Below are 25,904 nucleotides of genomic sequence, written 5' to 3'. Positions count from 1 at the left end.
GACTGCCTAATGTTCGCTCTCGCCGTTACGTTTGAAATTGATCCCGCCCAATTGGACGCCTTCAAGGTAGCCATGCTGGAAAATGCGAACACCTCACTGAAAGACGAGCCGGGTTGTCGGCAGTTCGATGTTTGCATGGATACCGCCCGCCCTACAGAGGTATTCTTGTACGAAGTGTATGATGACGAAGCAGCCTTCAAGGCGCATACCGCCAGCGCGCATTATGCGGCTTTCCAATCTGCCATCGACGGAATGGTGACGGGCAAAGACGTGCGCTTCTTCAACGAGGTACACCAATGAGCGCGTGGCAGGTTCATGCCCTAAAATACGCACAGCGAAACAGCCGAACGCGGGCGGATAGCTTCATATTCGACGACAACCACGACGCGCCGCATGCGATGGACTACTTTATTTGGGTGCTGCGGCGGGGGAAAGAGGTGATCCTTGTCGATACGGGTTATGATACCGACGAGGCCACGTCGCGCGATCGTCCGATTTTACGTGACCCGCGAGACGCATTGGCAGGAGTTGGGCTGAAAGCCGAAGACATTACGCAGCTCATCGTGACGCATCTTCACTATGATCACGCTGGCGGATTGCACCTGTTCCCGAACGCTACGATTCATCTGCAAGAGGCCGAGATGGCTTATGCGACGGGTCCTTGCATGTGCCATGATACGCTGAAAATGCCATTTACGGCGGATCATGTCTGCGAGGCCGTAAAACGCGTCTACCAAGGGCGCTGTGTCTTTTACGACGGCGATGGCGAAGTGGCCGAGGGCGTGACGGTGCATTGTTTAGGGGGCCATTCGCGCGGGTTGCAGGCGGTGCGGGTTCGGACGGAGGCAGGGTGGCTTTGTCTTGCGTCTGACGCGTCTCACTATTACGAAAACATGTTTGAAAACAAACCATTCCCAATCGTTGTTGATCTTGAGAATATGCTGGACGGCTTTGTGCGGTTGCACAAGCTCGCGTCTGACCGCTCTCTTATCATACCGGGCCACGACCCACTTGTGACGACGTTGTTCCCACGGGAGGGGCCGGACTACTGCTGGCGGCTGGATCGCGGCCCTGATGGCAAGTTCACGTTATAGCGGGTCTTGACCTCCTAAATTTTACCAGTTGATAAAATTTTGAACTGTGGCACACTTTGCAGATATGTTGACGCAGCCCGGAGAGACCATGCCCGACGCCACGCCCATGACACCCGGTATCACATCCGGCAGATTAAGCGCCGAGACTCTGTCAGAGAACTTTGACGATCTGCATCCGGCCTACGCGCCGCATGAGGCGGCAGTCGCCGCCGATCGGTGTTACTTCTGCCATGACGCGCCCTGCATAACTGCCTGTCCGACCGATATCGACATCCCATTGTTCATTCGCCAAATCCAAACCGGCACGCCGGAAGCTGCGGCCAAAACGATCTTGACGCAAAACATCCTTGGCGGCATGTGCGCCCGCGTTTGCCCGACCGAGACACTTTGCGAGGAGGCCTGCGTTCGCGAGGCCGCCGAGGGTAAGCCGGTCGAGATCGGCCGCCTTCAACGCTTCGCCACAGACACATTGATGGACGCGGGGAAACACCCGTTCTCCCGCGCGGCATCGACCGGCAAAAGCGTGGCTGTCGTCGGGGCAGGGCCCGCAGGCCTGTCTTGCGCGCACCGGCTGGCCATGCACGGCCATGACGTCGTGCTGTTCGATGCGCGCCCAAAGGCGGGCGGGCTGAACGAGTTTGGTATCGCCGCCTATAAATCGACCGATGATTTCGCGGCGCAGGAAGTCGACTGGCTTCTGAAAATTGGCGGCATTACCGTCGAGATGGGGCAGAGGCTGGGTCAGGACCTCAGCCTGGACGAGCTTCAGAACGAATACGATGCCGTGTTCCTCGGCATCGGGTTAAGCGGCGTGAACTCCCTGCGCGCCGCCGGCGAAGAAAGAGAGGGCGTATCCGACGCCGTCTCTTTCATCGCTGACTTACGCCAAGCGTCGAACCTGACAGCCTTGCCGGTTGGGCGCGATGTCGTGGTGATCGGTGGCGGGATGACGGCGGTTGATGCCGCCGTGCAATCCAAGCTGTTAGGTGCGGAGAACGTGACGATCGTCTACCGACGCGGGCAGGACCAAATGGGCGCCTCGCGTTTCGAGCAGGATCTGGCAACGTCGAAAGGTGTTCGCATCATTGCAAACGCGCAACCCGTTGCGGTGCATGGCAACGGTGCCGTGGCCGAGGCAGAGTTTGAGTATACGACTTCTAACGACGATAAACTGAAAGGCACCGGCGAGACGTTTCGCCTCAAGGCAGATCAGGTGTTCAAAGCCATCGGGCAAACGCTTGAGGGCGCGCCGGAGATGCTGGACCTCGACGGGCGCAAGATCGCGGTGTCAGCGGCGGGGGCCACGTCAGTAAAAGGCGTCTGGGCTGGGGGCGATTGCGCCTCCGGTGGCGACGATTTGACCGTGACAGCCGTGGCCGAGGGCCGTGATGCGGCGGAAGACATTCATTCCACATTGATGGGAGGCAAATAGCATGGCCGATTTGACGACAGACTTCTTGGGCATCAAAACCCCCAACCCGTTCTGGCTGGCCTCCGCGCCGCCGACGGATAAGGAATACAACGTCCGCCGCGCTTTTGAAGCAGGGTGGGGCGGCGTCGTCTGGAAGACGCTCGGCTCGGAAGGGCCACCCGTGGTCAACGTAAATGGTCCGCGTTATGGCGCGATCTATGGGGCAGACCGTCGACTTCTGGGCCTCAACAACATCGAACTGATCACAGACCGCCCATTGCAAACCAACCTTGAGGAAATAGCTCGCGTCAAAGCCGACTATCCGGACCGGGCGATCATCGTCTCGCTGATGGTGCCCTGTGACGAACAGGCGTGGAAAGACATCCTGCCGCTGGTCGAGGAGACCGGCGCGGACGGGATCGAGCTGAATTTCGGCTGCCCGCATGGTATGTCGGAGCGTGGCATGGGGGCGGCTGTTGGGCAGGTGCCTGAATACATCGAAATGGTTACCCGTTGGTGCAAGCAATATTACTCCAAGCCGGTGATCGTGAAGCTGACGCCGAACATCACCGACGTGCGCAAACCGGCAGAGGCTGCCATGCGGGGCGGTGCGGATGCGGTGTCGCTGATCAACACGATCAACTCCATTACGTCGGTAAATCTCGACATCATGAGTCCGGAACCGACAATCGACGGCAAGGGCTCGCACGGTGGCTACTGCGGTCCGGCGGTCAAGCCGATTGCCATGTCCATGGTGTCGGAAATTGCGCGCAATGCAGAGACCAAGGGCTTGCCTATTTCGGGAATTGGTGGCGTCACCACATGGCGCGATGCAGCGGAGTTCATGGCGCTTGGCTGTGGTAACGTGCAGGTTTGCACCGCAGCGATGACCTACGGGTTCAAAGTGGTGGAGGAAATGATCTCCGGCCTGTCCGACTGGATGGACGAGAAGGGCTACACGTCAACTCAGGACTTCGTCGGGATGGCCGTGCCGAACGTCACGGACTGGCAATATTTGAACCTCAATTACGTGGCCAAGGCGAAGATCGACCAAGACGCCTGCATCAAATGTGGTCGGTGCTATGCCGCTTGCGAAGACACATCACACCAAGCGATTTCCATGTCGGCGGATCGCGTGTTCGAAGTCATCGACGCGGAGTGCGTGGCGTGTAACTTGTGCGTTGACGTCTGCCCGGTCGAGGACTGCATCTCGATGCTGCCGATGAAGGCCGGCGAGGTCGACCCGCGTACCGGAAAGGTGGTCGAAAAAGAATACGCCAACTGGACCACCCATCCGAACAACCCCGGTACGTGTGCTGCCGAATAGGATCTAAGGGGTTAATATCTTGAGAAAAACTTCCCGAAGATAGACGGGGGCCGCGTCAAACGGCTCCTCTTCGCCAAGCACCGCACGCACTTGGACATCGAAATCGGCATAGTGCTGCGTCAGTGACCAGATCGAGAAAATCAGGTGATAAGGATGCACTGACGCGATCTTGCCTTGGCTGGTCCAATCGCGGATCACAGCCACTTTTTCGTCGACCAGTTGCTTCAATTCCCCCTTCAACGCGTCCAGAATGCGCGGGGCCCCTTGGACGATTTCATTGGCGAACAAGCGACTTTCGCGAGGATACATCCGGCTCATTTCCAGCTTGCGATCGACATAGGCGAGGATCTCGTCAATTGGCTCTCCGTTGGAATCCATGGCGCGCATTGGATCCAGCCATGTGTCCATCAGGCCCGACAGCAGCTCGTTATGAATGGCCTCTTTCGAGGCGAAATAGTAAAGCAGGTTGGGCTTTGATAGCCCTGCCTCGATGGCAATTTGGTCCAGCGTTGCGCCGCGAAATCCGTGGGTCGAGAACACCTCAAGCGCGGCCTCCAGAATAAGGTCGCGGTTGCGTTGTTGGATGCGGGTGCGCGGACGCTCCGTTTCTTGTTCGTTTGGCATAAAGAAATGCCTCTTTCGTTAGCATTTACCGTGATGTGCGGCGGTTTTTCCGAGGGGAATCCTTGACAGCCCCCCGACCACTGGTAGCCTTACTTTGACCGACTGGTCAAATACTGGGGGATAAGATGGCAGCACCTGGCGAGAATTTAAAGATTGATGGCGCGCGGCTGTGGGACAGCCTGATGGAGATGGCCAAGATTGGTCCGGGCGTCGCTGGGGGCAATAACCGCCAAACCCTGACAGATGAGGATGGCGAAGGCCGCGCCTTGTTCCAAAGCTGGTGCGAGGCCGCTGGCTGCACAATGGGCCTCGATCAGATGGGCAACATGTTCGCGCGGCGCGAGGGGACAGACCCCGACGCGCTTCCGGTCTATGTGGGGTCACATCTCGACACGCAACCGACCGGCGGCAAGTATGACGGGGTGCTTGGCGTTTTGGGCGGGCTGGAAATCCTGCGCACGCTGAACGACCTGAACATCAAAACCAAACACCCAATCATCGTGACCAACTTCACCAACGAGGAGGGCACGCGATATGCGCCAGCGATGCTGTCCTCCGGTGTTTTTGCTGGGATTCATACGCAAGATTGGGCTTACGACCGAGAAGATGCGGAGGGCAAAAAATTTGGTGACGAGCTAAAACGTATTGGCTGGCGTGGCGACGAGGAAGTTGGCGCACGCAAGATGCACGCGTTTTTTGAGTTGCACATCGAACAAGGCCCAATTCTTGAAGCAGAAGAAAAAGAGATCGGCGTTGTCACACACGGACAGGGCCTCAGTTGGACGCAGGTGACGATTACCGGCAAGGACAACCACACCGGCTCCACCCCGATGCCGATGCGCAAGAACGCAGGGTTGGGCATGGCCAGAGTGCTGGAACTGGTGGACGGGATTGCGTGGTCCCACGCGCCTCATGCCGTAGGCGCGGCGGGGCATATAGATGTCTACCCGAACTCGCGCAACGTGATCCCGGGTAAGGTTGTGTTCACGGTCGATCTGCGCTCACCCGACCTTGCAGTGATCGAGGACATGGAAAAGCAACTGGCCGATGGCGCAAAGCGGATTTGCGATGAAATGGGTTTGGGGCTTGAGCTGGAGAAGGTCGGCGGCTTTGATCCGGTGACGTTTGATGAGGGTTGCGTGACTGCGGTGCGCAACGCGGCGGAACGGCTAGGGTATTCACACATCAACCTGATATCCGGTGCTGGACATGATGCGTGCTGGATCAACCGTGTTGCGCCAACGGCCATGGTCATGTGCCCCTGCGTCGACGGGTTGAGCCATAACGAGGCCGAAGAGATTAGCCCGGAATGGGCCGAAGCGGGGACAAATGTCTTGTTCCATGCAGTCGTCGAGACGGCGGAGATCGTTGGGTGAAACACTTCAAGGCCCTTTTCTTGCTGGCAGGTCTCGCTCTTGCAGGCTGTTCCGCACAGCAGGGGCCGGTCTCCATTCGCTCCGGCCTTGGGTCGGAGGCCAATCTGGACGCTATTCGCCCGCCATCTGGGGCGACCTACAATTTCATCTTGACAAATGACGCGGCCCCAGTTCCCGCGACGATGTCCATCACGTCACGCAAACGCAGCGGCAACCGTTACACCTATAACGGGCAAATGGTTCTGACATTGCCGGAGGCGGAAAATCTGGAAGAGATCGCCTCTTTGATAGCCGAGGCGTTGGGAAAGACGACCGTGAGCGCACGCGGAAACCAGTTGTTCATCCCGGTTGGCCTGACGGCGGATAACCGGTTTCGCTCGTCCCGCTCCAACATCACGTCCGACGTGACGCGCTACGCGCCCCATGACTGTTTCGCCGTCCTTGGCACCTGTCGGTATCGGGCGATAGATCAACTTGGGCGTGTTGCGGAACTGGTGACCGAAACCACGGAGACTGACGGCGTCTGGCGATCCAAAACTGAGCTGGACCCAAAGGCAAAGAACGTCGGTCTGGTTAACGAGACACGCCGCGCCGTGTACTCCATCGACAAGAACGCGGTGCTGCTTGACATGGTCGTCACTCGCGGCTCCGGCGCGCAGCGCACGCGTTTCGCGATCAGAAGGAAATAGCAGGGCCTCTTGGCACTGCGTTGAATAGCACGAAGGGAGACGCACATGAGTAAAGTTATCAAAGGCGGTACGATCGTCACGGCGGATCGCAGCTGGAAAGCAGATGTGTTGATCGAAGGAGAAAAGATTGCCGAAATAGGCGAAAACCTGAAAGGCGATGAGACCATCGACGCAGAAGGCGCCTATGTCATTCCCGGCGGGATCGATCCGCACACGCATCTGGAAATGCCGTTCATGGGCACCACCGCGGCCGAGACGTTCGAATCCGGCACCTTCGCCGCCGCGGCGGGTGGCACAACCATGCTGGTTGATTTTTGCCTGCCCGGCGAAGATGGCTCGCTGCTGAATGCGATTGATGATTGGGATCGCAAGTCACGCGACCAGATCTGTACCGACATTTCTTACCACATGGCCATCACGGGATGGAATGAGAGTATTTTCAATGAGATGGAGGCCGTTGTTAAAGAACGCGGCATCAATACGTTCAAACATTTCATGGCCTACAAAGGCGCGTTGATGGTGGAAGATGACGAGATGTTCGCCTCGTTCAAACGCTGTGCAGAGCTGGGTGCATTGCCCTTGGTGCACGCCGAAAACGGCGACATCGTGCAGGAACTGCAGCAGAAATATCTTGCCGAAGGAATCACCGGTCCCGAAGGCCACGCCTATTCCCGTCCGCCCGAGGTCGAGGGCGAGGCCGCCAACCGTGCGATCATGATAGCCGACGCCGCCGGCACGCCACTCTATATCGTCCACGTTTCTTGCGAGCAGGCTCATGAGGCCATCCGACGGGCGCGCCAGAAAGGGATGCGTGTCTACGGAGAGCCGTTGATCCAGCACCTGACCCTCGACGAAACCGAATATTTTGACAAAGATTGGCAATATGCGGCCCGCCGTGTGATGTCGCCGCCGTTCCGTTCGAAGGACCATCAGGCGTCGCTGTGGGCGGGGCTGTCGTCGGGATCTTTGCAAGTCGTCGCCACCGATCATGCGGCTTTCACCGACAAGCAAAAGCAAATGGGGCTCGACAACTTCACCACCATTCCGAACGGCACGGGCGGGTTGGAAGAACGTATGGCGATGCTCTGGACCAAGGGGGTTGAAACCGGTCGTTTGACACCAGAAGAGTTCGTTGCGGCGACGTCGTCCAACATTGCTAAAATTCTCAACATCTACCCGATGAAGGGGGGAATAAACGTTGGCGGGGACGCCGATGTCGTTGTCTGGGATCCAACCATCAGCCGCGAAATCGCGGTCAGTACGCAAAAATCGATCATTGACTATAATGTGTTTGAGGGCATGACCGTGACCGCGCAGCCGCGCTACACGTTGTCTCGAGGTGAAGTCGTGTGGGCCTATGGTCAAAACTCACAACCGCAGCCGGGCCGCGGCAAGTTTGTACGCCGTCCGGCCTTTGCCAGCGCGTCTCAGGCAGTTAGCAAATGGAAATCGCTCAATACGCCCCGCAAAATCGAGCGTAATCCGCTCAACATTCCATCTGGTGTCTAAAGTCGCCAAAATTGGACAATAATGAAGGAAATGCCCGGATCGTGTCACAGAATTGCCGGAATGCACTGAGAAACCTCTCCCCAGACATGGGACACGCAGAGGGGTTTTTACATGCAAGTTCTCTTTACAAAGTTTCTCCTGGTACTGGCGCTTGGCCTGCTTGCCTTGGGAACGTGGATCAACGACGTGGCCATCGCCGACGCGATGTTCATCTTCGCAGCTTTCGCGATCGGTGGCGTGTGGTCAAAGTACAGCGCAGCAGCAGAGGCCGCAGCGGAAGACGAGATGTCGGCAGAGATGCCAACGGCCTAACATGCGCAGCGGGGCCGTTCTGAATGGTCCCCAATGCAAATTCTTCGGTTATTTCCGCCAAAGCACTGGATTTGACCTTTCAGACCGCTGATGCGCCGGTTCATGCCTTGAAAGATGTCTCTCTCGACATCGCTCAGGGTGACTTTGTCAGCTTTATCGGACCATCCGGCTGCGGAAAGACCACGTTCTTACGTTGCATCGCGGGGCTTGAGACACCGACAGGTGGCACACTTACCGTAAATGGAATGACCGCAGACGAGGCACGGCGCGCCCGTGCATACGGCTATGTGTTCCAAGCCGCAGGGCTGTATCCTTGGCGAACCATCGCCGGCAACATCAAGCTTCCACTCGAAATTATGGGCTATTCCAAAGCCGACCAGAACGACCGCGTGGCGCGTGTTCTCGATCTGGTGGAACTGTCGGATTTTGGGGCAAAATTTCCATGGCAGCTTTCCGGCGGGATGCAGCAACGTGCTTCCATCGCGCGGGCCCTGGCATTTGATGCCGATATCTTGCTGATGGACGAGCCATTCGGTGCCTTGGACGAGATCGTGCGTGACCACTTGAACGAGCAACTTCTGGCGTTGTGGACCCGCACCAACAAAACCATTGCGTTTGTGACCCACTCGATCCCCGAGGCGGTGTATCTCTCGACCAAGATCGTCGTGATGAGCCCGCGCCCAGGGCGGATTACCGATGTGATCGACAGCCCGCTGCCAAAAGAACGCCCCCTCGATATTCGCGATACGCCGGAGTTCATCGAGATCGCCCACCGCGTGCGCGAGGGGCTACGGGCGGGGCATGAAGATGACTGAGGTCAGGGTAAATACGCCCCGACCCACCGGGCCGAGGCGCAGGAAACGCGACGCCATAGCGTCTCATCACCGCTTACGGCCATCGGCTCCTCAGCCTGTTCCGCAAAAACAAATTAATGTGGAATTGGTGAACAAATCCTTAGAATCACTGCTTCAAAAATACCGAAAACCCAAGCTCTCTACCCCTGCGCCGGTTGCGGGGTTGGAACGCTCCGCGGGAGGTATTTTTGAAGCAATGATAAGGGATGGTGCGCACCATGCGTAAGATATTCCCTGTTTTGACGGTTGTCGCGGCTATTTTCGCATTTTGGTACGCAGCGGTCCCCTTCATGAATGTGAAGGAAACCCTCACTGGACTGGAGCGGGCAGGGGCCGTTGTGGTTCCCGACAATCCGATTGAGCGACGGGATGCGTCATCTTTCGGTTTGGTCCTAAACAACAGTTTCGCGATTCCCGCGACCTACGCCCAAGAGAGACCAAGACTACCTGCGCCGCATCAAGTCGCTCAGGACCTATGGAAGACGACGGTGATGAAGAAGGTGACCTCGAAACGCTCATTGGTCTATCACGGTTGGATCACTCTTAGCGCCACACTGCTTGGCTTTGCGATAGGCACTGGCGCGGGCATAATTTTGGCGGTCGGAATTGTTCACAGCCGTGCAATGGATATGAGCGTCATGCCGTGGGCCATTGCGTCGCAAACCATCCCGATCCTCGCCATCGCGCCGATGATAATTGTGGTTCTGAATTCAATTGGTATTCAAGGTCTGGTGCCGAAAGCCATCATCTCGGCCTATCTCAGTTTCTTCCCTGTAGTTGTGGGCATGGTCAAAGGGTTACGTGCACCGGACGCCATGCAGATGGACCTGCTCAAGACCTACAATGCATCCGACAACCAAGGTTTTTGGAAACTGCGCCTACCAGCGTCCATGCCCTACCTGTTCGCCTCGCTAAAGATCGGCGTCGCAGCGGCCCTCGTGGGGGCCATCGTGGCGGAGTTGCCTGCTGGTGGAGCGCGGGGTCTTGGCGGGCGGATGCTCACCGGTAGCTACTATGGACAAATGGTGCAAATCTGGTCGGCCCTTGTTTTCGCCGCCGTGCTTGCCGCGTCATTGGTTCTACTCATCGGGCTGGCCCAAAGACGCGCACTTAAGCGGATGGGGCTGACATGACCCTAGTCATCCTTGCATTCGTTATTTGGGTTGCGATGTGGGCCCTGAACACGCGGCTTGCTAACGGCCCGCGTGCCAATAGCAGACCCATCCAGCTGCTTGTGCCAGCTATTTTCGGCCTCACCATCCTCGTGGTTTGGGAACTACTGGTGCACGGACTCAACGTGCCGCTGGTGATCTTGCCCGCACCCAGCCATGTCGTCGCAACCTTCTTTAATGAAATTCCAACGCTCTGGCTCGATTTCCAGCAGACCTTCATCAAGGGTGCGCTCAGCGGCTACGTCATAGGGTGTGGCGCGGCTTTCGCGACGGCCATTCTTGTGGACCGTTATGACTTCCTGAAACGCGGGCTTTTGCCGGTGGGGAATTTCGTGGCTGCATTGCCCATCGTTGGAACCGCGCCGATCCTTGTGATGTGGTTCGGATTTGACTGGCAGTCCAAGGCGGCTGTCGTCGTGGTGATGGTGTTCTTCCCAATGCTGGTGAATACAGTTGCGGGGTTGCAAGAAACGACATCGATGCAACGCGACCTGATGCGCACTTACGGGGCAGGGTATTGGCCCAGCCTGACTAAATTGCGCCTGCCCGCGGCGATGCCGTTCATTTTCAACGGGCTTAAGATATCGACGACGCTCGCGCTAATTGGCGCGATTGTGGCCGAGTTCTTCGGTTCACCCACAATGGGTATGGGCTTTCGTATTTCCACCTCGGTGGGTCAGCTTGCACTTGATATGGTTTGGGCCGAGATTGTGGTCGCCGCCCTTGCGGGGTCCGCTTTTTACGGGGTGGTTGCCATGACCGAGAAAACGGTGACCTTCTGGCATCCGTCACAACGAAAATAATGTATAACAAGAGTATCAACCTGGAGGAAAACTCATGAAGAAACTGCTTACAACCGCCGCATTGGCGCTCGCGTTGGCAACGCCTGCCGCTCACGCGGATGGGCATGCGAACTCGGTAAAGTTGCAACTGCAATGGGTCACGCAGGCCCAGTTTGCGGGCTACTATGTGGCAAAAGACAAAGGCTTTTACGAAGAAGAAGGTCTGGACGTCACCGTGCTGTCCGGTGGCCCTGACATCGCACCACCACAAGTGCTGGCTGGCGGTGGCGCTGACGTCATGCTGAACTGGATGCCGTCCGCACTGGCCGCCCGCGAAAAGGGCCTGCCGGTTGTCAACATTGCGCAGCCGTTCAAGACATCCGGCCTAATGCTGACATGCTGGAAAGACACTGGCATCAAAACCCCACAGGACTTCAAAGGTAAAACGATTGGCGTTTGGTTCTTCGGCAACGAGTATCCGTTCCTGTCATGGATGAGCCAAGAGGGCATTTCCACAGATGGTGGCCCTGATGGCGTCACCGTTCTGAAACAAGGCTTCAACGTCGATCCGCTGCTGCAACGCCAAGCCGACTGTATCTCTACCATGACCTACAATGAATACGGTCAAGTGCTGGATGCAGGCGTGTCCGAGGACGAGCTGGTGACCTTCAAATATGAAGATCAAGGCGTCGCGACCCTGGAAGACGGCATTTACGCGCTGGAAGACAACCTCAAAGACCCGGCCTTCAAAGACAAGATGGTGCGTTTTGTGCGGGCCTCGATGAAGGGCTGGAAATATGCTGAAGCTAACCCTGACGAGGCGGCTGAAATAGTGCTTGAGAACGACGAGTCAGGTGCGCAGACAGAAGCGCACCAGAAGCGTATGATGGGTGAGATCGCCAAACTGACGGCCGGTTCTAACGGTGCGCTGGACGAGGCGGATTACCAACGCACTGTGGCAACTCTGCTGGCAGGTGGCTCTGATCCGGTAATTTCCAAAGAGCCGGTTGGCGCTTGGACATCCGAGATCACCGACGCGGCGTTGAAGTAATAGACCACGGGGATGGGCGTTTCGGCGTCCATCCCCTTCGCGAGGCGATTAGCCTCCAATGCCTTCGAATGTAACTGCGGCACCTAGTGCACTCGCCAAGATGGGCGATACGATTGCAACGATCTTCTTGAATGCCTCCAAGGACGCAATCTTGTTGATGTCGAAGCCCATCACCTCTGCGCCGATAGACGGGTTTCCATGAGCTGCGACCGCGCTGTGGAACCGTTCGATGCGGACCATCAAGATCAAGCTAACAGGCATATAATAACTCAAGATCAATACCGAATAGCTGACCCCACGATATAACGAGATCGCGTTGACCAGCTCTGCGTGGCGCGCACGCAGTTCGGGATCAGCAATCATTTGCCCCGGCCACTTCATCCATGACAACACCAAAACCATGCCGACGCTCAGCAGGATGCCAGAGCAGTAGAGATAGCGGGTCGACGCATCTTGGGCGCGGCGCAGAATTTCGGCCTCCGCCGCGAGGCCCTTGTTGCTGAGAAGGTAGGGGCGATGGGGACGGGCAAGTGCTAGAACCATTCCTGCGATAACTGCCGCCGCTGCGAGGGAGGTGATGTGGTTTGCTTTGTCGAGCAGAAATTCCATCCCATGAAACGCCCCTTCGTCATCACAGGCGAGGGAGGTTTCGCACGCGCGGAGCTGACCGGGCGACAGTGCATCGACGAACAGCGACTTCCCCAAAAGTTCGTAGGCTTCGAAACTGCCCATCCATTCCGGCTCCAGCGTGTTGAACACCATGGTGAACGCAACGACCGCCACCAGCCCGAGCAATATGCGGACCGCTGACTTGGGGCTGTGTTGCGACCACAATTCGGCGAAGAAAACCGCGATGAAAATTACGCAGACGGCGAAGTAGAAAAACCATGCCGAGAGAAAACGGTAGCGTGCGGTCAACTCAAGAAGAGGGGCAGGGTCGACTGATACCGTGTCGGGCAGCACCAAGGCGCTGTTGCCGAAATTGCCCAACAGGTACTCCGAGGCCAGCAATACGAAGGCAGGCAGCGCGAGGATGCCAAGATGTTTGGGCGCAATGACCAAATGGCCGCGCGGACGCAATCGGGGTGGAATGATCCCCATGGGGTATCCCCCTGTCTAAAATCGCGTGGACCAAAGACCCGCGCAGTCCAAAAGTAATATAGCTGTTTTCAGACTGCGCGCAGACAGGGAGACAGGTCAAGCCTGCTGCTTATCCCTTGCGATTTGCAGGGTGGAGCGACGACGACAAGATGTGATCAGAGTCATGCACGACCGCCTCGGCCTGATGATAGATTTTCGGGTCCGGCGGGGTGGCGACGCTTTCGTCCTTGTCGGGGTAGTCCAACTGCCACAAGAAATGCTTGATGCAGGCGAGCCGTGCGCGTTTCTTGTCGTTGGAACGGATCACAGTCCAAGGCGCATCTGCCGTGTCCGTGTAGAAGAACATGGCCTCTTTGGCCTCGGTATAGTCGTCCCATTTGTCCAAGCTTGCACGGTCGATGGGGGACAACTTCCAGCGTTTCAGCGGGTCAGTCTCACGTGACGCAAAGCGGCGTTTTTGCTCTTCCTGTGTGACAGAGAACCAGTATTTAAACAGTTTGATGCCACTTCGGGCCAGCATGCGTTCGAACTCCGGCGTTTGGCGCATGAATTCCAGATATTCCGTGGGCGCACAGAAGTTCATGACGCGTTCGACGCCAGCGCGGTTGTACCACGACCGATCATAGAGAACGATTTCTCCGGCAGTTGGCAGGTGTTTGACATAGCGCTGGAAGAACCATTGTCCGCGTTCTTCGTCGGTCGGCTTGTTCAACGCTACCACGCGTGCGGCGCGCGGGTTCAGATGCTCGGTGAAGCGCTTGATCGTGCCCCCTTTACCCGCAGCGTCGCGCCCTTCAAACAGCAAAACAAATTTCTGACCCGTTTCCTGAACCCAATGCTGCACCTTCAGCAATTCCACTTGAAGTGCAGCCTTTTCAGCCTCGTAGGTCGTGCGGTTCATCTTATTGGCATAAGGGTATTCCCCTTGCTCGAACCCGGTAATGGTGTCCGTGCTGGATTTCGCCTGTGCGGGAGGATTTTTTGCCTTTGAAACGGTCATATGCACCTTCAATTTGTTGCGTGAAAAGAACTGCTTGGTGAGCGCGCGAACCTTAACAAAACCTTGCCAGAGCGGCCTTGATTTGGATCAAGAGGAAACACTTCCGATCAACCGCTTGAACTTGAAGCTGTCAGCGCAGCGATGTGCCTTGCCCACGGCGGGGTTGCAGCCTAGCGTGCCCGAATGACACCCTTCGTTTTCTTCGCAGTCCTGACGGCAGCCTTCTTGCACGCGGTCTGGAATGCTTTGGTGAAGGGTGGCGAGGACAAACGATTGAACATGGCGGGCGTCGTGATCGGGCACTTGCCGATCGCCGTGCCGATGCTGGCTTTCGTACCCGCGCCGGACCCTGCCTCATATCCTTATCTTCTGGCGGGCATAGCCCTGCATTTCGGCTACCAGTGTTTTTTGCTTGAGTCCTACAAAATAGGGGATCTGACACAAGTCTATCCTATAGCCCGTGGGGTAGCTCCATTGCTGGTAGCGATCGTGTCGCTGATGTTCCTCGGGGTAGACCTATCTGGCATGGAGATCGTGGCGGTGGTCACCATCGCCGCAGGGATACTGAGCATCTCTTTGGTGCGGGGGGCAGATGGCTTGCGCAACGGTCGCGCAACGGCCATGGCGCTGACCACAGGGTGCTTTATCGCCAGCTATTCCCTTGTGGACGGGTTGGGCGCGCGCGTTGCAGGAACCGCGCTTGGGTTCTACGCGTGGTTGGGCATCGCCAATGCCATACTCTTTGTGGTGTTCATGGCGGCGACAACGCCACAGGTCCTGCGTGACCTCCCGATCAAGGGGAAGAGGATATTCTTTGTTGGTGGTGCGGCCTCGTTTGTCGCGTTTAGTATTGTGATGTGGGCCTTCACCCAAGCGCCCATCGCACTTGTGACAGCACTACGTGAGATATCTATCATCTTCGCGCTTTTGATCGGGGTACTCCTGATGGGCGAGCGTCTGAGCCTCGGCAAAGTGGTGTCGACAATGATTACCTTGTTGGGTGTCGCGTTGTTGCGTGCCTCGCGGTAGTGAACCACCTGATAGCCGAAACGTGATCGGGCGGGGCAACGGGTCGCGGCTCGATTGCTTGACCTTGCCCCGCGCTTGGCCCCATCTAGGTTAAATCTTTAAAGCAGGTTGGCTCATGATCCCCGAACTCGGACAATTCGCCCTATCTCTGGCACTTATCGCCGCGTTGGTGCAAAGCGTATTGCCAATGCTCGGTGCTGCGCGCGGCAACGCGTTGTGGATGCGGTCTTCGCAGGCGAGTGCGCTGGCGCAATTCGCTTTGATCTCTATTGCCTTTGCAGCATTGATGCGCAGCTACATCGTGTCGGATTTCACTGTCGTAAACGTCGTCAACAACTCCCATTCGCTCAAGCCGATGATCTACAAGGTCGCGGGCACTTGGGGAAACCACGAGGGCTCGTTGCTGCTCTGGGTCTTCATCCTCGCAGGGTTTGGCGCGGCGGTGGCTTTTTTCGGGCGCAATATCCCCGAGGCGTTGAAGGCACGCACGCTCTCCGTACAAGCATGGATTTCCGTCGGCTTCATCAGCTTTATGCTGTTCACTTCGAACCCGTTCGAACGGGTCTTTCCGCCCCCCTTGGACGGCAATGACCTGAATCCGCTGCTGCAAGACATCGGCCTCGCGATCCACCCGCCGCTGCTTTATGTCGGCTATGTCGGCTTCTCCATCGTGTTCTCCTTCGCCGTCGCCGCCCTGATCGAAGGGCGCGTGGACCCTGCATGGGCGCGTTGGGTGCGTCCGTGGACTTTGGCGGCATGGACCGCACTGTCCGCAGGCATCGGGCTTGGCTCTTGGTGGGCGTATTACGAGCTCGGCTGGGGCGGTTGGTGGTTCTGGGACCCTGTCGAGAACGTCTCCTTCATGCCGTGGCTGTTGGGTACTGCATTGCTGCATTCCGCCATCGTGACCGAGAAACGGGACACCTTCAAAAGCTGGACCATCCTGCTGGCGATCCTGACCTTCTCGTTGTCTTTACTCGGCACCTTCATCGTGCGCTCCGGTCTGCTGACATCGGTGCACGCGTTCGCGGTCGATCCGGAGCGCGGCATCTATATCCTTGGCCTTCTGTTCGTCTCTATCGGCGGCTCATTGGCGCTCTTCGCGTGGCGCGCCCCTTCTATGGAAGGCGGCGGATTGTTCGCCCCAATTTCCCGCGAAGCAGGGTTGCTCATTAACAACCTGTTGCTTGCAACAGCCACTGCGACCGTGCTGTTCGGCACGCTCTACCCGTTATTCCTTGAGGCCGTCACTGGTGACAAAATCTCCGTCGGCCCGCCGTTCTTCAACGCCGGTTTCATCCCGATCATGCTGCCACTTCTGCTGGTGATGGGCATCGGCCCGTTCCTGTCATGGAAACGGGCGGATATCAGGGGCGTCCTGTCCCGTTTGAAACTGGCTTTCGCTATCGCGGTTATCGTCGCTTTGGTCGTCTGGTACATCACCACGGGTGGTCCCGTTCTGGCGATCATCGCCATGGGCGTTTCGGTCTGGCTGCTGGTCGCAACGGCACAGGAATGGATCAAGCGCGTGAAGCTGTTCCAGCCCGGCGCCGTGGCCCGCATCCGCCGCCAGCCCCGTGCATCGCATGGCATGACTTTAGCGCATCTGGGCGTGGCAATCTTGGCGATGGGCGCGACGGGATCCTCCGCATGGAAAGAGGACATCGTCACCTTCGCCAGCCCCGGCACGCAGGTCGAGATTGCAGGCTTCGAGCTGACATTCGAGGGCATGAAGCAGCAGCAAGGCCCGAACTACGTCGCGCAGGTCGCAACCTTGAACGTGACCCGCGGCGGCGATTTCGTTACCAAGTTGTACCCAGAGCGTCGGGTCTATCCGGCGGCGGGCTCCACGACGACCGAAAGCTCCATCCGGCAAACCTTGGCGGGTGACCTCTACACCTCCATCGCGGAACCTGCGGCGGAAGGCGCCAAGGGCCAGTGGACGTTGCGGGTGTTGTACGAGCCTTTGGTGAATTTCCTGTGGATCGGGACCGCGTTCCTCGTTCTCGGCGGCGGATTGTCCTTGTCGGATCGCAGACTTCGTGTCGGCGCGCCACGCAAATCCAAAGCCGCGCCTGTTGGCGCAACACCGGCGGAGTAGCTGATGAAACGATTGCTCTTTGCGCTGCCTTTATTGGTGGCCCTGATCATCGGCGGCTTTGCCATCTGGGGACTGTCCGGTGGTCGCGACCCGTCGGCACTGCCTTCCGTGTTGATCTCGCAGCCCGTGCCCCAACTGGACCTCGGCCCGATTGAGGGCGTCGACCGTCCCGGCCTGACCACTGACGTTATCTCGAAGATGGAGGGCATCAAACTGCTCAACGTCTTCGCCTCGTGGTGCGCGCCGTGCCGTGCCGAACATCCCAATCTGACCCGCTTGGGACAGGAGGAGGGGCTGACCCTCATCGGCATCAATTACAAAGACAAACCCGAAGCCGCCGCCAAATGGTTGGATGAACTGGGCAATCCCTACGCCGCTCTCGGCTCCGACTACGCGGGGCGGGCGGGCATTGATCTGGGCATCTCCGGCGTGCCGGAGACGTTCATTATCGACGCAGGCGGCATCATCCGGCACCGGTTCGCAGGGCCTGTCGTGGGCGATGGTCTCAGACGGTTCATGGAAGCCTTGGACGAGGTGCGCAAATGATCCGCGCCGCCCTTCTTGCGCTTGCCTTGCTGGCCAACCCTGCCTTCGCCGTGGAACCGGACGAGGTGTTGTCCGACCCTGCATTGGAAGAACGCGCCCGTGCGATCTCGGCCAATGTGCGTTGTGTGGTGTGTCAGAACGAACCTATCGACAGCTCCAATGCAGGCGTGGCCCGTGACCTTCGGGTGTTGATCCGCGAGCGGCTTGTGGCAGGCGATACAGATCAGGAAATCTATGATTTCCTCGTATTGCGGTACGGCGATTTTGTCCTGTTCAAGCCGCCCTTCAAGCCGTCGACCTATGCGCTGTGGCTGGGTCCGTTCGCCATCCTGTTCATCGGGGGCCTCGCCGTTGCGATCTCGCTGTCGCGTCGTCCACGCAGGCCCGCAACCAAAGACACCCACCTGAGCGCCGACGAGGAAACCGAATTGGCCAAGCTCATGGAAGAGGACAAATCCCTATGATCTTTTGGGTTTCCGCAGCCGCACTTGCGCTGCTGACGACGCTTGCATTGCTATGGCCGCTTTTGCGCCGCAACGAGGGAGCTATGGATCGTGCCGACGGGGCGATTGCTATTTTCCGCGACCAGTTGGGTGAAGTGGATCGCGATGCGGAGCGCGGGATCATCTCAGGGCCTGAAGCCGAGGCGGCCCGCACGGAAATCAAACGCCGGATGATCGCTGCCGACAAAGGGCGCGGTCCGGTCGATTCCGGCGGCCTGTCAGGGCGCAAATTGCTGATCTCCTGCGCCTTGCTTACGCCACTGGCAGGGGCGGCGCTTTACACGCAGCTTGGCGCGCCAACGATCCCGTCCATACCGTTTGCGGAGCGGGCTGCCGAGCAGACCGAGGCGCAAAACCTCGACAAGCTGACAACGCAGTTGCGCACCAAGCTGGAAAGCGAACCCGATGGCGGCGAGACCCGTGGTTGGGAATTACTGGCATCAACTTATGCCAATATGGGGCGTTACGGTGATGCGGCCTACGCCTATTCGCGCATTGTGGAACGTGACGGGGCGACGTCGGCCACGTGGTCGCAATACGCCGAAGTCTTGATCTCTGCGGAGAACGGAACGGTCACCAAAACTGCCGAGGAGGCAATCGCACGCTCAATCGCCCTGGATCCGCTGAACCCTGCGGGCACCTATTATAACGCGGTCGCTATGGGGCAGGCCGGACAGACCGAGCAGGCGCGCCAATCGCTTCTGGACCGTTTGGCGCTGGAAACCACTTCGGCGGCGTGGATGCCGTTCTACCTGCGCGAAATCAATCGTCTGGGCGACTTGCTGGGGCTGGAACCTGCTACGCTGCCGGACTTCCCTGACGCACCGCGCGGCCCGTCGGCGGCTGACGTCGATGCTGCATCGGAGATGTCTGCCGAAGATCGTCAGGAGTTCGTGCGCACCATGGTTGGTAACCTTGCAGAGCGGATGAAGGACGAGCCTGATAACCTGCAAGGATGGCTACAACTGGCCCGCGCTTATGGTGTGTTGGGTGAAGATGACAACGCCCGTGCCGCCTATGAAAGCGCCAAGGCTCTCACCGATAAATTGCCGAAAGATGATCCGCGCCGGGTCACTGTAGAGCAAGGTCTGGCCGCGCTCGGCAACTAAAGTCGGGCGGCCTCCAAGGCATCTAATACCGCGTCTTTGGTCAAGAACTCCGGCAGGGCGATACCTTGCGGCGCGCCTGGTCCATAGACTTTGTTGAACGGGATACCGAAGCGGCCATTTGCTTTCAGGTAGTCGAGAATGACGGGGTTGGGCTGTGTCCAGTCCCCCCGCATCGCTGTAACACCATCATTTACCAACATGCCCGCCACGGGATCGCGGTCCAGAACGCGGGCCTTGTTTGCCTTGCAGGTCAGGCACCATGAGGCCGTGATGTCGACGAAGACGACCTCGCCATTGCTGACGCTTGTTGCGATTGCCGCCTCGTCAAATGTGGCCCAATCAGCGCTTTGCTCAAGTGCTTGCGGGGCAGGGCGTAGCACGACCGGAACCATTACAGCCGCAAATAGCAACGCTGCGGGGGCCAAGCTGCCCAGTCGTCTTTCGCGCGGTAGCATCATCGCCGCCAACGCCGCGCCCAACAAAGCCACCAGCACTAGCACCACCCGCCATCCGGCGACCTGTGCCAGCACCGAAGCAAGCCAGAGCGCTGTCAGCGCCAGCAACGCCGCCATGACCCACTTGACCCGCACCATCCATGGCCCGGGCTTTGGCAAGGCCTGCACAAGCGACGGGCGCAGTGCGACGGCAAGATAGGGTGATGCCAGTCCAAGCCCGAGTGCTGTAAAAATCACCATTGCCTCAAACCCGCTACCAGCGAGCGCAAAGGTCACGGCGGTGCCAAGAAACGGAGCAGAGCAGGGGGTCGCCAGAACGGCGGCGAAAGCACCGGTGGCGAAATCTCCCAACAATCCGGACCCGTGCTCCATACGCGCCATGGAGGTGTTCAGGCGTTGGGGTAACGTGATCTCGAACATGCCTGCCATGTTGGCGGCAAATGCTGTGATCAGGGTAATCATAAGCCCAAGGAACACGGGGTTCTGGAACTGCACACCCCAGCCGATTTGCCCGCCACCCGCACGAATGGTCAGCAAGACCGCGGCAAGCGCCCACATAAACGCCAAAATCCCAAGCGCAGAAACGATGAAGCCCGCACGGATGCGCGCGGCAGTTTGGTCGCTGGATTTCAGGGCGGAGGCGAATTTGATCGTCAACACAGGTAGTACGCAAGGCATGATATTAAGGATCAGCCCACCTAAAAGAGCTATCAAAGCGATAGACCACACGCTGGCCGCCCCCCCTTTGATAAGTGACGAGGCGCTTGGGGTGTCTGCTATGAAGCTGGCGGCGCGGTCACCATCTGTCAGTGTGACCTCGAACGGCTCGAACTTGGGTGGCATGGATAGGACGGGGAGGGTAGCGACGAGTGTTTTGCGATCACCGGACAGTGTGAATTCGGGCGCACCAAAGGATGCATCTGATCCCATATTGGCAAAAATCTGAAGCTGGTTCCCAAACGCGTTGCTGCTGTCGACTGCGACTTGCAATTCGGAATTGTCAGCTGACAACCAGAACCGCGCGTTGCGCATGCTCGCGTCTTCCAAAGGCGTGGGGACTTTCGCCGCCGCCGCCGCAATCGTTGCGGCAGATGTGGCGTCGATTCCACCCTCGCCGCGCAAAAGTGTCACTGACAAATCGAACATCTCGGGAATACAAAGCTCGGCGCACACCAGAACATTTACCGACACGTTCATCACGACCGTGCTGCCAACCTCTTCCAGCATCAACTGTATTGGGAAGGTCACCTCTTTGGCGTACCCGTAATTCTCGATGTCAAACGCCTCGAACCGTGTGGGCGCGGGGTAGAGCAGCTCACTACCTGCCACATTGGCCGAGCCGCTCCAATCCAGATCGGGCGGGTAGCCCACAGCACCCGGTGCTTCCCAGTAGGTTTTCCATCCCTCCGCAAGCTCAATCTGCAACGCTGCGGACACCGTGCCCGCACTTGGCGTGACGGCGTTTTCGGCGGTAATCAGCCGCGCGGTCATCCGCTCGCTTTGGTAGGCGATCGACGTCGCAGCTAAGGCGGGGGACAGGGCTGCCGACAGCCAGATCACGATTAGGGAGGCGAATATTCTCATGGATATGTTGGTCCCCTGATGGCGCGGCAAAGGCAAGAAGTTTCGCCCGCGTTTCACTGCCTCGTGATTGGCATGTGTTTGACAATCGGCTCACGGGACCTCACGGTCTTGTCACCTTTTCCGGCTGCCAAGGAGCTTGCCCAATGATCCGTTTTGCCACCTCGACCGCCCTTGCAGTGTGCCTCGCCGCGACCTCCGTTTCAGCCGAGGATTTGAGCCGTGAGCAGATACAGGAACTGGTGATACAGACCATCCGTGACAACCCCAAGATTGTGATGGAGGCGCTCCAGACCTTGCAGGCTCGAAAAGAGCAAGCCGATGCAGATCAAGCCCAGGCCGTGCTAACGAGCAACCGTGCCGCGTTGGAACAAGACCCCAACGCGCCTGTGCTGGGAAATCCTGATGGCGACGTAACTGTGGTTGAGTTTTTTGACTACAATTGCGGATATTGCCGTCGGGTGTTCGACGATGTTCATGCGCTGATAGAAAGTGACAGCAACATCCGAGTGGTCATGAGGGAATGGCCGATCCTTGGCGAAGAAAGCGTTTACGCCGCGCGTGCAGCCTTGGCATCGCGCGCGCAGGGTAAATACATGGAATTCCACAACGCGTTGATGGAAAACGAAGGCCGCGCCAATGAGGCCAGCGTTGAACGCATTGCGGGCGAACTTGGCATGGATGTCGCGCAACTCAAGCGTGACATGGACGCGCCGGAAGTTGTGGCCCACATCCAGACCAGTATGCAGCTGACGCGCGCTCTGGATCTGAACGGTACGCCTGCCTTCATTTTCGGCGATCAACTTGTTCCGGGTGCAATTGAGCTGGAGCAAATGCAGGAACTTGTCGCTCAAAGCCGCGACGCGGGCTGACCAGTCATCTTTTGCCGCTTTTGGGGTTTCATTTGGAAATTGTAACGGCCTAGTGTCGGGCAACCCACAATGGATCACGATACGGAAGGGGCAGGCTCATGGCGCGGATTGCCATCAACGGACTAGGGCGTATCGGGCGCTCCATCTTGCGTTTGCTAACCACGACGCCTGCGGGCGATGGGTTCGAGATTGCGGCCCTCAACGACATCGCGCGGCCGGAGCTGTGTGCCTATCTGCTGAAGCATGACAGCGTCTTCGGCCCGTATCCGGGTGACGTCAGTTATGACGAGCATTCCCTGACGATCAACGGGGTGCGCTACCCTTTGACCGGTAATCCTGACCTGTCCGAAATCGACCTGAGCGGGGTCGATTTGGTGCTCGAATGCACCGGCAAGTCTTCTACCCGCGAATTTGCCGAGCGCGGTCTGCGCGCAGGCGCGGGGCGGGTGCTGATCTCCGGCCCGTGCCCGACCGCAGATCAAACGGTGGTTTTGGGGGCCAACGACGACGCTTTGGCAGATCAACCCATCATCTCCTGCGCGTCCTGTACCACCAATGCGCTGGCCCCGTTGGCGCGGGTGATCGACGACGCCTTCGGGCTGGTCACCGCCCATATGACGACGATCCACTGCTACACGGGGTCGCAGCCTACGGTCGACGCCCCGCGTGGCGATCTGGTGCGCTCGCGCGCCGCCGCGCTGTCGATGGTGCCGACCACGACCTCCGCAGGAAAGCTCACCGATCTGGTTTTGCCCGATCTGGCGGGGCGGATATTCGCGACCTCGGTGCGGGTGCCGACGGCCTCGGTGTCGGCAATCGACATGAGCCTTCAGGCGCAAATGCCTTTCACGGAACAGAAAATAAATGATGTCCTGATCGCCGCAAAGGGAACAATCATCGGGACCACGGACGAGCCGCTGGTGTCCTCCGACCTGCGCGCACGGCCTGAAAGTATCGTGATGGCACTGCCGGAAACGCATGTCACCCAGTCCGGAGGCATGGCGCGGGTGTTCGGCTGGTATGACAACGAGTGGGGCTTTTCCAACCGCATGATCGATTTAGCCAGCCGCATGACGAAGATGTGAGTTTAGGCCGCTCTGATGAAGTGTTAGCCCTTCTCGTAAATCAACGAGAGCCGGAGGGTAAACCTATGAGCACCACACCAAACCGCCGCCTGTTCCTCGCGACTGCGAGTGCCGCGCTGGTCGCGCCAGCGCTGTTGCGCGCGCAAAGCATTGAAGCTCCGCTGGATGAAGTAGATGCGCCGCAAACGCCACAAGGCGTGCGCCGCAACGCGTCGAGCTTCCAATACCAGCAATGGCAAGATCACTTTGACACTTTGGGCGTCGCCACAGTCGTGGCCGACACCACGTCGCGCGCGCTGCATTACTGGAATTCCGACGGTTCCGATTACCGCGTTTTCGCGACCTCGGTGCCGCGTCGCGAGGACCTGACCAAGCGCGGTTATACCAAGATCGTGCGCAAGCGGGTCGGGCCTGACTGGACACCAACAGCCAACATGATCGCTGAAAATCCGGACCTGTCTTACATGCCACCCGGTCCCGGCAACCCGCTTGGCACCCACGCGATGTATCTGAGCTGGCCTGCCTATCTGATCCACGGCACCCATGACACACGCAAGATCGGGCGTCGCTCGTCTTCCGGTTGCATCGGCCTATATAATGAACAGATCGCACAGCTTTTCGAGCTGTGCCCTGTCGGCACGCAAGTCCGCGTGATCTGACTAGAAACGGGCGGTGGCATAGGTGCACACCGCCCGTTTTGTATCTGCAGGGTGGTTCAAGCCTCGGTGATCAGCTTGCTGATCTCGGCCACTTTCGCCGCCAGCAGCGCACGGTCGCCGCGCGCCTCGACATTCAGGCGCAACACCGGTTCGGTATTGGACTGGCGCAGGTTCACCCGCCAATCCCCGTAATCCAGTGACAGCCCGTCCAGACGGTCCACGCCCTTGGCATCCGGCAGATATGTCGCCTCGAACGCGTCAATCGCGGGCTGTTTGTCGGCCAGCTTGAAGTTGATCTCCCCCGAGGACGGGAACCGCGCCTGCATGTCGGCGACAAGTTCGGACAGTTTCTTGCCGGACGCGCTCATATGCTCGATCAGCAATATCCACGGAATCATCCCGCTGTCGCAATACATGAAGTCGCGGAAGTAGTGGTGCGCCGACATCTCGCCGCCATAGACCGCATCCACCTCGCGCATTGTCGCTTTGATGTGGCTATGCCCCGACTGCGACACCACGGCTTCGCCGCCACCAGCTTCCATCAGATCAAGCAGCGCCCAGATGACGCGCGGGTCGTGGATGATCTTCGCGCCCGCATGTTTGCCAAGGAACGCACCCGCCAGCAGCCCCACGACATACTCGCCGTCGATAAAGGCCCCAGTTTCATCAAAGAAGAAGCAGCGGTCGAAATCGCCGTCCCAAGCCACGCCCAAATCCGCGCCCTTCGACAACACCAGTTCGGCGGTCTGCGCGCGGTTTTCTTCGAGCAGGGGGTTCGGAATGCCATTGGGGAATGTGCTGTCCGGTGTGAGATGTTGGCGCACAAAGTCAACAGGTGCGCCCAGCTTGCCTGCGATGACGTCAAAGGCGGGGCCAGCCACGCCGTTGCCCGCATTGACCACGACTTTCATCGGCCGCCATGTCGAGACGTCCGCAAACCCCACCACGCGGTCGGCATAGGCGTCCCGCGGATTTTGTTGCTCCAACGAGCCGCGGGTTTTGGTGGGGCCAAAGTCGCCCGCTTCCACCAAGGCTTGTATCTCGCCCAAACCATCTGCCGAGGAGATCGGGCGCGAGCCCGCGCGCACCATCTTGATGCCGTTATAGTCGATGGGGTTATGCGATGCGGTGACCATCAACCCGCCACCGGCTTCATAGTGAGACGTGGCAAAATAAACCTCCTCGGTGCCGCACAAACCAATGTCGATTACGTCAACACCTTCGTCGCGAAGCCCCTCAGCCAATTGCCCAGCAAGCGCTTGAGAGGTCGGGCGGATGTCATATCCGATCACCACAGTTTTCGGCTCAATGGCGCGCGCAAAGCCCCGCCCGATGCCGTAGCAGATGTCTTCGTTCAGCTCGTCGCCCAAGCGGCCACGCACATCGTAGCTTTTGAAACAGGTCAGGGTGCTCATCATATTGCCTCGCTTTGTTGCGCACAGCCTTAGCGCGAAGCGTGCGCTGCTCCAAGAGGGCAGGCAGCAAAAAGGCCCCGCTGTTTCCAATGGGGCCTTTTCATAAGTTCATTTGGTAAGCCTAGCTCTTCGGCAATGAGCCTTCGCCATGGCCTGCCATGCCGCCGGACACCTCTTCGGTGGCCTCGCCGGACAGCTCTTCCGGCAGGATCAGGTTCAGCACGATGGCGATCAGCGCCGCTGGCAA

Annotated in this window: 25 protein-coding genes; 20 read left to right on the top strand and 5 right to left on the bottom strand. The window is 58.5% G+C overall.

From position 1 onward, the window contains the following. Window positions 1–9: 9 nt before the first annotated feature. The 4 genes from BCF46_RS04875 (at window position 10) to preA (ending at window position 3,832) form a co-directional block, all read left to right on the top strand. Window positions 10–300 carry a putative quinol monooxygenase gene (locus tag BCF46_RS04875; RefSeq protein ID WP_121022355.1) on the top strand — a complete coding sequence of 97 codons (291 nt, stop codon included), beginning with the start codon at window positions 10–12 and terminating at the stop codon, window positions 298–300. Further along, window positions 297–1,094 (top strand): N-acyl homoserine lactonase family protein, encoded by a 798-nt coding sequence (locus BCF46_RS04870; protein ID WP_121022353.1) that lies wholly within the window; start codon window positions 297–299, stop codon window positions 1,092–1,094. Before BCF46_RS04875 ends, BCF46_RS04870 begins: the two co-directional genes overlap by 4 nt. A gap of 88 nt (window positions 1,095–1,182) precedes the next feature. Then, entirely contained in the window at window positions 1,183–2,526 is a 1,344-nt protein-coding gene (locus BCF46_RS04865) for an NAD(P)-dependent oxidoreductase (protein WP_121022352.1), read from the top strand. 1 nt (window position 2,527) lies between these two features. Continuing rightward, window positions 2,528–3,832 (top strand): NAD-dependent dihydropyrimidine dehydrogenase subunit PreA, encoded by a 1,305-nt coding sequence (gene preA / locus BCF46_RS04860; RefSeq protein WP_121022350.1) that lies wholly within the window; start codon window positions 2,528–2,530, stop codon window positions 3,830–3,832. A 3-nt stretch (window positions 3,833–3,835) separates the two neighbouring features. On the opposite strand, the gene BCF46_RS04855 is transcribed toward preA, so the two are convergent. Beyond that, a complete protein-coding gene (locus tag BCF46_RS04855) occupies window positions 3,836–4,456 on the bottom strand; it encodes a TetR family transcriptional regulator C-terminal domain-containing protein (RefSeq protein WP_121022348.1) in 621 nt (206 codons plus the stop codon). 125 nt (window positions 4,457–4,581) lie between these two features. Here BCF46_RS04855 and BCF46_RS04850 point away from each other — a divergent pair, with 125 nt between their 5' ends. The 8 genes from BCF46_RS04850 to BCF46_RS04815 all read left to right on the top strand — a co-directional run bounded on the left by BCF46_RS04850 (window position 4,582) and on the right by BCF46_RS04815 (window position 12,201). Continuing rightward, complete coding sequence (locus BCF46_RS04850) at window positions 4,582–5,832, top strand: Zn-dependent hydrolase (RefSeq protein ID WP_121022346.1); 1,251 nt, start codon at window positions 4,582–4,584, stop codon at window positions 5,830–5,832. Continuing rightward, window positions 5,829–6,521, top strand: coding sequence for a Rossmann-fold NAD(P)-binding domain-containing protein (locus BCF46_RS04845; RefSeq protein ID WP_121022344.1), 693 nt, complete (start codon window positions 5,829–5,831; stop codon window positions 6,519–6,521). The genes BCF46_RS04850 and BCF46_RS04845 overlap by 4 nt, the downstream gene beginning before the upstream one ends. 45 nt (window positions 6,522–6,566) lie before the next feature. Beyond that, window positions 6,567–8,030, top strand: a complete 1,464-nt coding sequence (gene hydA / locus BCF46_RS04840) for a dihydropyrimidinase (protein ID WP_121022342.1) — start codon at window positions 6,567–6,569, stop codon at window positions 8,028–8,030. A 111-nt stretch (window positions 8,031–8,141) separates the two neighbouring features. After that, the gene (locus tag BCF46_RS04835; RefSeq protein WP_121022340.1) at window positions 8,142–8,342 is read left to right on the top strand and encodes a hypothetical protein; all 201 of its coding nucleotides are present in this window, start codon (window positions 8,142–8,144) and stop codon (window positions 8,340–8,342) included. A gap of 23 nt (window positions 8,343–8,365) precedes the next feature. Then, window positions 8,366–9,157, top strand: coding sequence for an ABC transporter ATP-binding protein (locus BCF46_RS04830; protein ID WP_121022338.1), 792 nt, complete (start codon window positions 8,366–8,368; stop codon window positions 9,155–9,157). 257 nt (window positions 9,158–9,414) lie between these two features. Then, window positions 9,415–10,329 (top strand): ABC transporter permease, encoded by a 915-nt coding sequence (locus BCF46_RS04825; protein WP_121023249.1) that lies wholly within the window; start codon window positions 9,415–9,417, stop codon window positions 10,327–10,329. Further along, window positions 10,326–11,171 (top strand): ABC transporter permease, encoded by an 846-nt coding sequence (locus tag BCF46_RS04820; protein WP_121022336.1) that lies wholly within the window; start codon window positions 10,326–10,328, stop codon window positions 11,169–11,171. The genes BCF46_RS04825 and BCF46_RS04820 overlap by 4 nt, the downstream gene beginning before the upstream one ends. A 34-nt stretch (window positions 11,172–11,205) precedes the next feature. Next, the gene (locus BCF46_RS04815; protein ID WP_121022334.1) at window positions 11,206–12,201 is read left to right on the top strand and encodes an ABC transporter substrate-binding protein; all 996 of its coding nucleotides are present in this window, start codon (window positions 11,206–11,208) and stop codon (window positions 12,199–12,201) included. Window positions 12,202–12,249: 48 nt separating this feature from the next. Here BCF46_RS04815 and BCF46_RS04810 read toward each other — a convergent pair whose 3' ends face one another. Beyond that, on the bottom strand, window positions 12,250–13,302 hold the full coding sequence (locus BCF46_RS04810) for a hypothetical protein (protein WP_121022332.1): 1,053 nt from the start codon (window positions 13,300–13,302) through the stop codon (window positions 12,250–12,252). A gap of 109 nt (window positions 13,303–13,411) precedes the next feature. After that, a complete protein-coding gene (ppk2, locus tag BCF46_RS04805; RefSeq protein WP_121022330.1) occupies window positions 13,412–14,302 on the bottom strand; it encodes a polyphosphate kinase 2 in 891 nt (296 codons plus the stop codon). A 183-nt stretch (window positions 14,303–14,485) separates the two neighbouring features. On the opposite strand from ppk2, the gene BCF46_RS04800 reads away from it, so the two are divergent. The 5 genes from BCF46_RS04800 (at window position 14,486) to ccmI (ending at window position 19,590) form a co-directional block, all read left to right on the top strand. Then, window positions 14,486–15,331, top strand: a complete 846-nt coding sequence (locus BCF46_RS04800; protein ID WP_121022328.1) for a DMT family transporter — start codon at window positions 14,486–14,488, stop codon at window positions 15,329–15,331. Between the two features lie 115 nt (window positions 15,332–15,446). Then, the gene (locus BCF46_RS04795; RefSeq protein ID WP_121022327.1) at window positions 15,447–17,432 is read left to right on the top strand and encodes a heme lyase CcmF/NrfE family subunit; all 1,986 of its coding nucleotides are present in this window, start codon (window positions 15,447–15,449) and stop codon (window positions 17,430–17,432) included. 3 nt (window positions 17,433–17,435) lie between these two features. Further along, window positions 17,436–17,978, top strand: coding sequence for a DsbE family thiol:disulfide interchange protein (locus BCF46_RS04790; RefSeq protein WP_121022325.1), 543 nt, complete (start codon window positions 17,436–17,438; stop codon window positions 17,976–17,978). After that, the gene (locus tag BCF46_RS04785) at window positions 17,975–18,442 is read left to right on the top strand and encodes a cytochrome c-type biogenesis protein (RefSeq protein ID WP_121022323.1); all 468 of its coding nucleotides are present in this window, start codon (window positions 17,975–17,977) and stop codon (window positions 18,440–18,442) included. Before BCF46_RS04790 ends, BCF46_RS04785 begins: the two co-directional genes overlap by 4 nt. After that, window positions 18,439–19,590 carry a c-type cytochrome biogenesis protein CcmI gene (gene ccmI / locus BCF46_RS04780; RefSeq protein ID WP_121022321.1) on the top strand — a complete coding sequence of 384 codons (1,152 nt, stop codon included), beginning with the start codon at window positions 18,439–18,441 and terminating at the stop codon, window positions 19,588–19,590. The genes BCF46_RS04785 and ccmI overlap by 4 nt, the downstream gene beginning before the upstream one ends. On the opposite strand, the gene BCF46_RS04775 is transcribed toward ccmI, so the two are convergent. After that, window positions 19,587–21,629 carry a protein-disulfide reductase DsbD family protein gene (locus BCF46_RS04775; RefSeq protein ID WP_121022319.1) on the bottom strand — a complete coding sequence of 681 codons (2,043 nt, stop codon included), beginning with the start codon at window positions 21,627–21,629 and terminating at the stop codon, window positions 19,587–19,589. The genes ccmI and BCF46_RS04775 overlap by 4 nt on opposite strands. Window positions 21,630–21,772: 143 nt before the next feature. Between BCF46_RS04775 and BCF46_RS04770 the strand changes: the two genes are divergently transcribed. From BCF46_RS04770 to BCF46_RS04760, 3 genes are all read left to right on the top strand, one after another. Further along, window positions 21,773–22,498: a DsbA family protein gene (locus BCF46_RS04770; RefSeq protein ID WP_121022317.1), complete on the top strand. Its 726-nt coding sequence runs from the start codon at window positions 21,773–21,775 to the stop codon at window positions 22,496–22,498. 98 nt (window positions 22,499–22,596) lie between these two features. Continuing rightward, window positions 22,597–23,583, top strand: coding sequence for a type I glyceraldehyde-3-phosphate dehydrogenase (locus BCF46_RS04765; RefSeq protein WP_121022315.1), 987 nt, complete (start codon window positions 22,597–22,599; stop codon window positions 23,581–23,583). 65 nt (window positions 23,584–23,648) lie between these two features. After that, complete coding sequence (locus BCF46_RS04760) at window positions 23,649–24,242, top strand: L,D-transpeptidase (protein WP_121022313.1); 594 nt, start codon at window positions 23,649–23,651, stop codon at window positions 24,240–24,242. A 56-nt stretch (window positions 24,243–24,298) separates the two neighbouring features. Here BCF46_RS04760 and BCF46_RS04755 read toward each other — a convergent pair whose 3' ends face one another. After that, window positions 24,299–25,657, bottom strand: coding sequence for a phosphohexomutase domain-containing protein (locus BCF46_RS04755; RefSeq protein ID WP_121023248.1), 1,359 nt, complete (start codon window positions 25,655–25,657; stop codon window positions 24,299–24,301). Between the last annotated feature and the right edge of the window lie 247 nt (window positions 25,658–25,904).

Source organism: Litoreibacter meonggei (assembly GCF_003663885.1).
Lineage (GTDB): Bacteria > Pseudomonadota > Alphaproteobacteria > Rhodobacterales > Rhodobacteraceae > Litoreibacter > Litoreibacter meonggei.
This window is presented reverse-complemented; position numbering and strand designations above follow the sequence as displayed.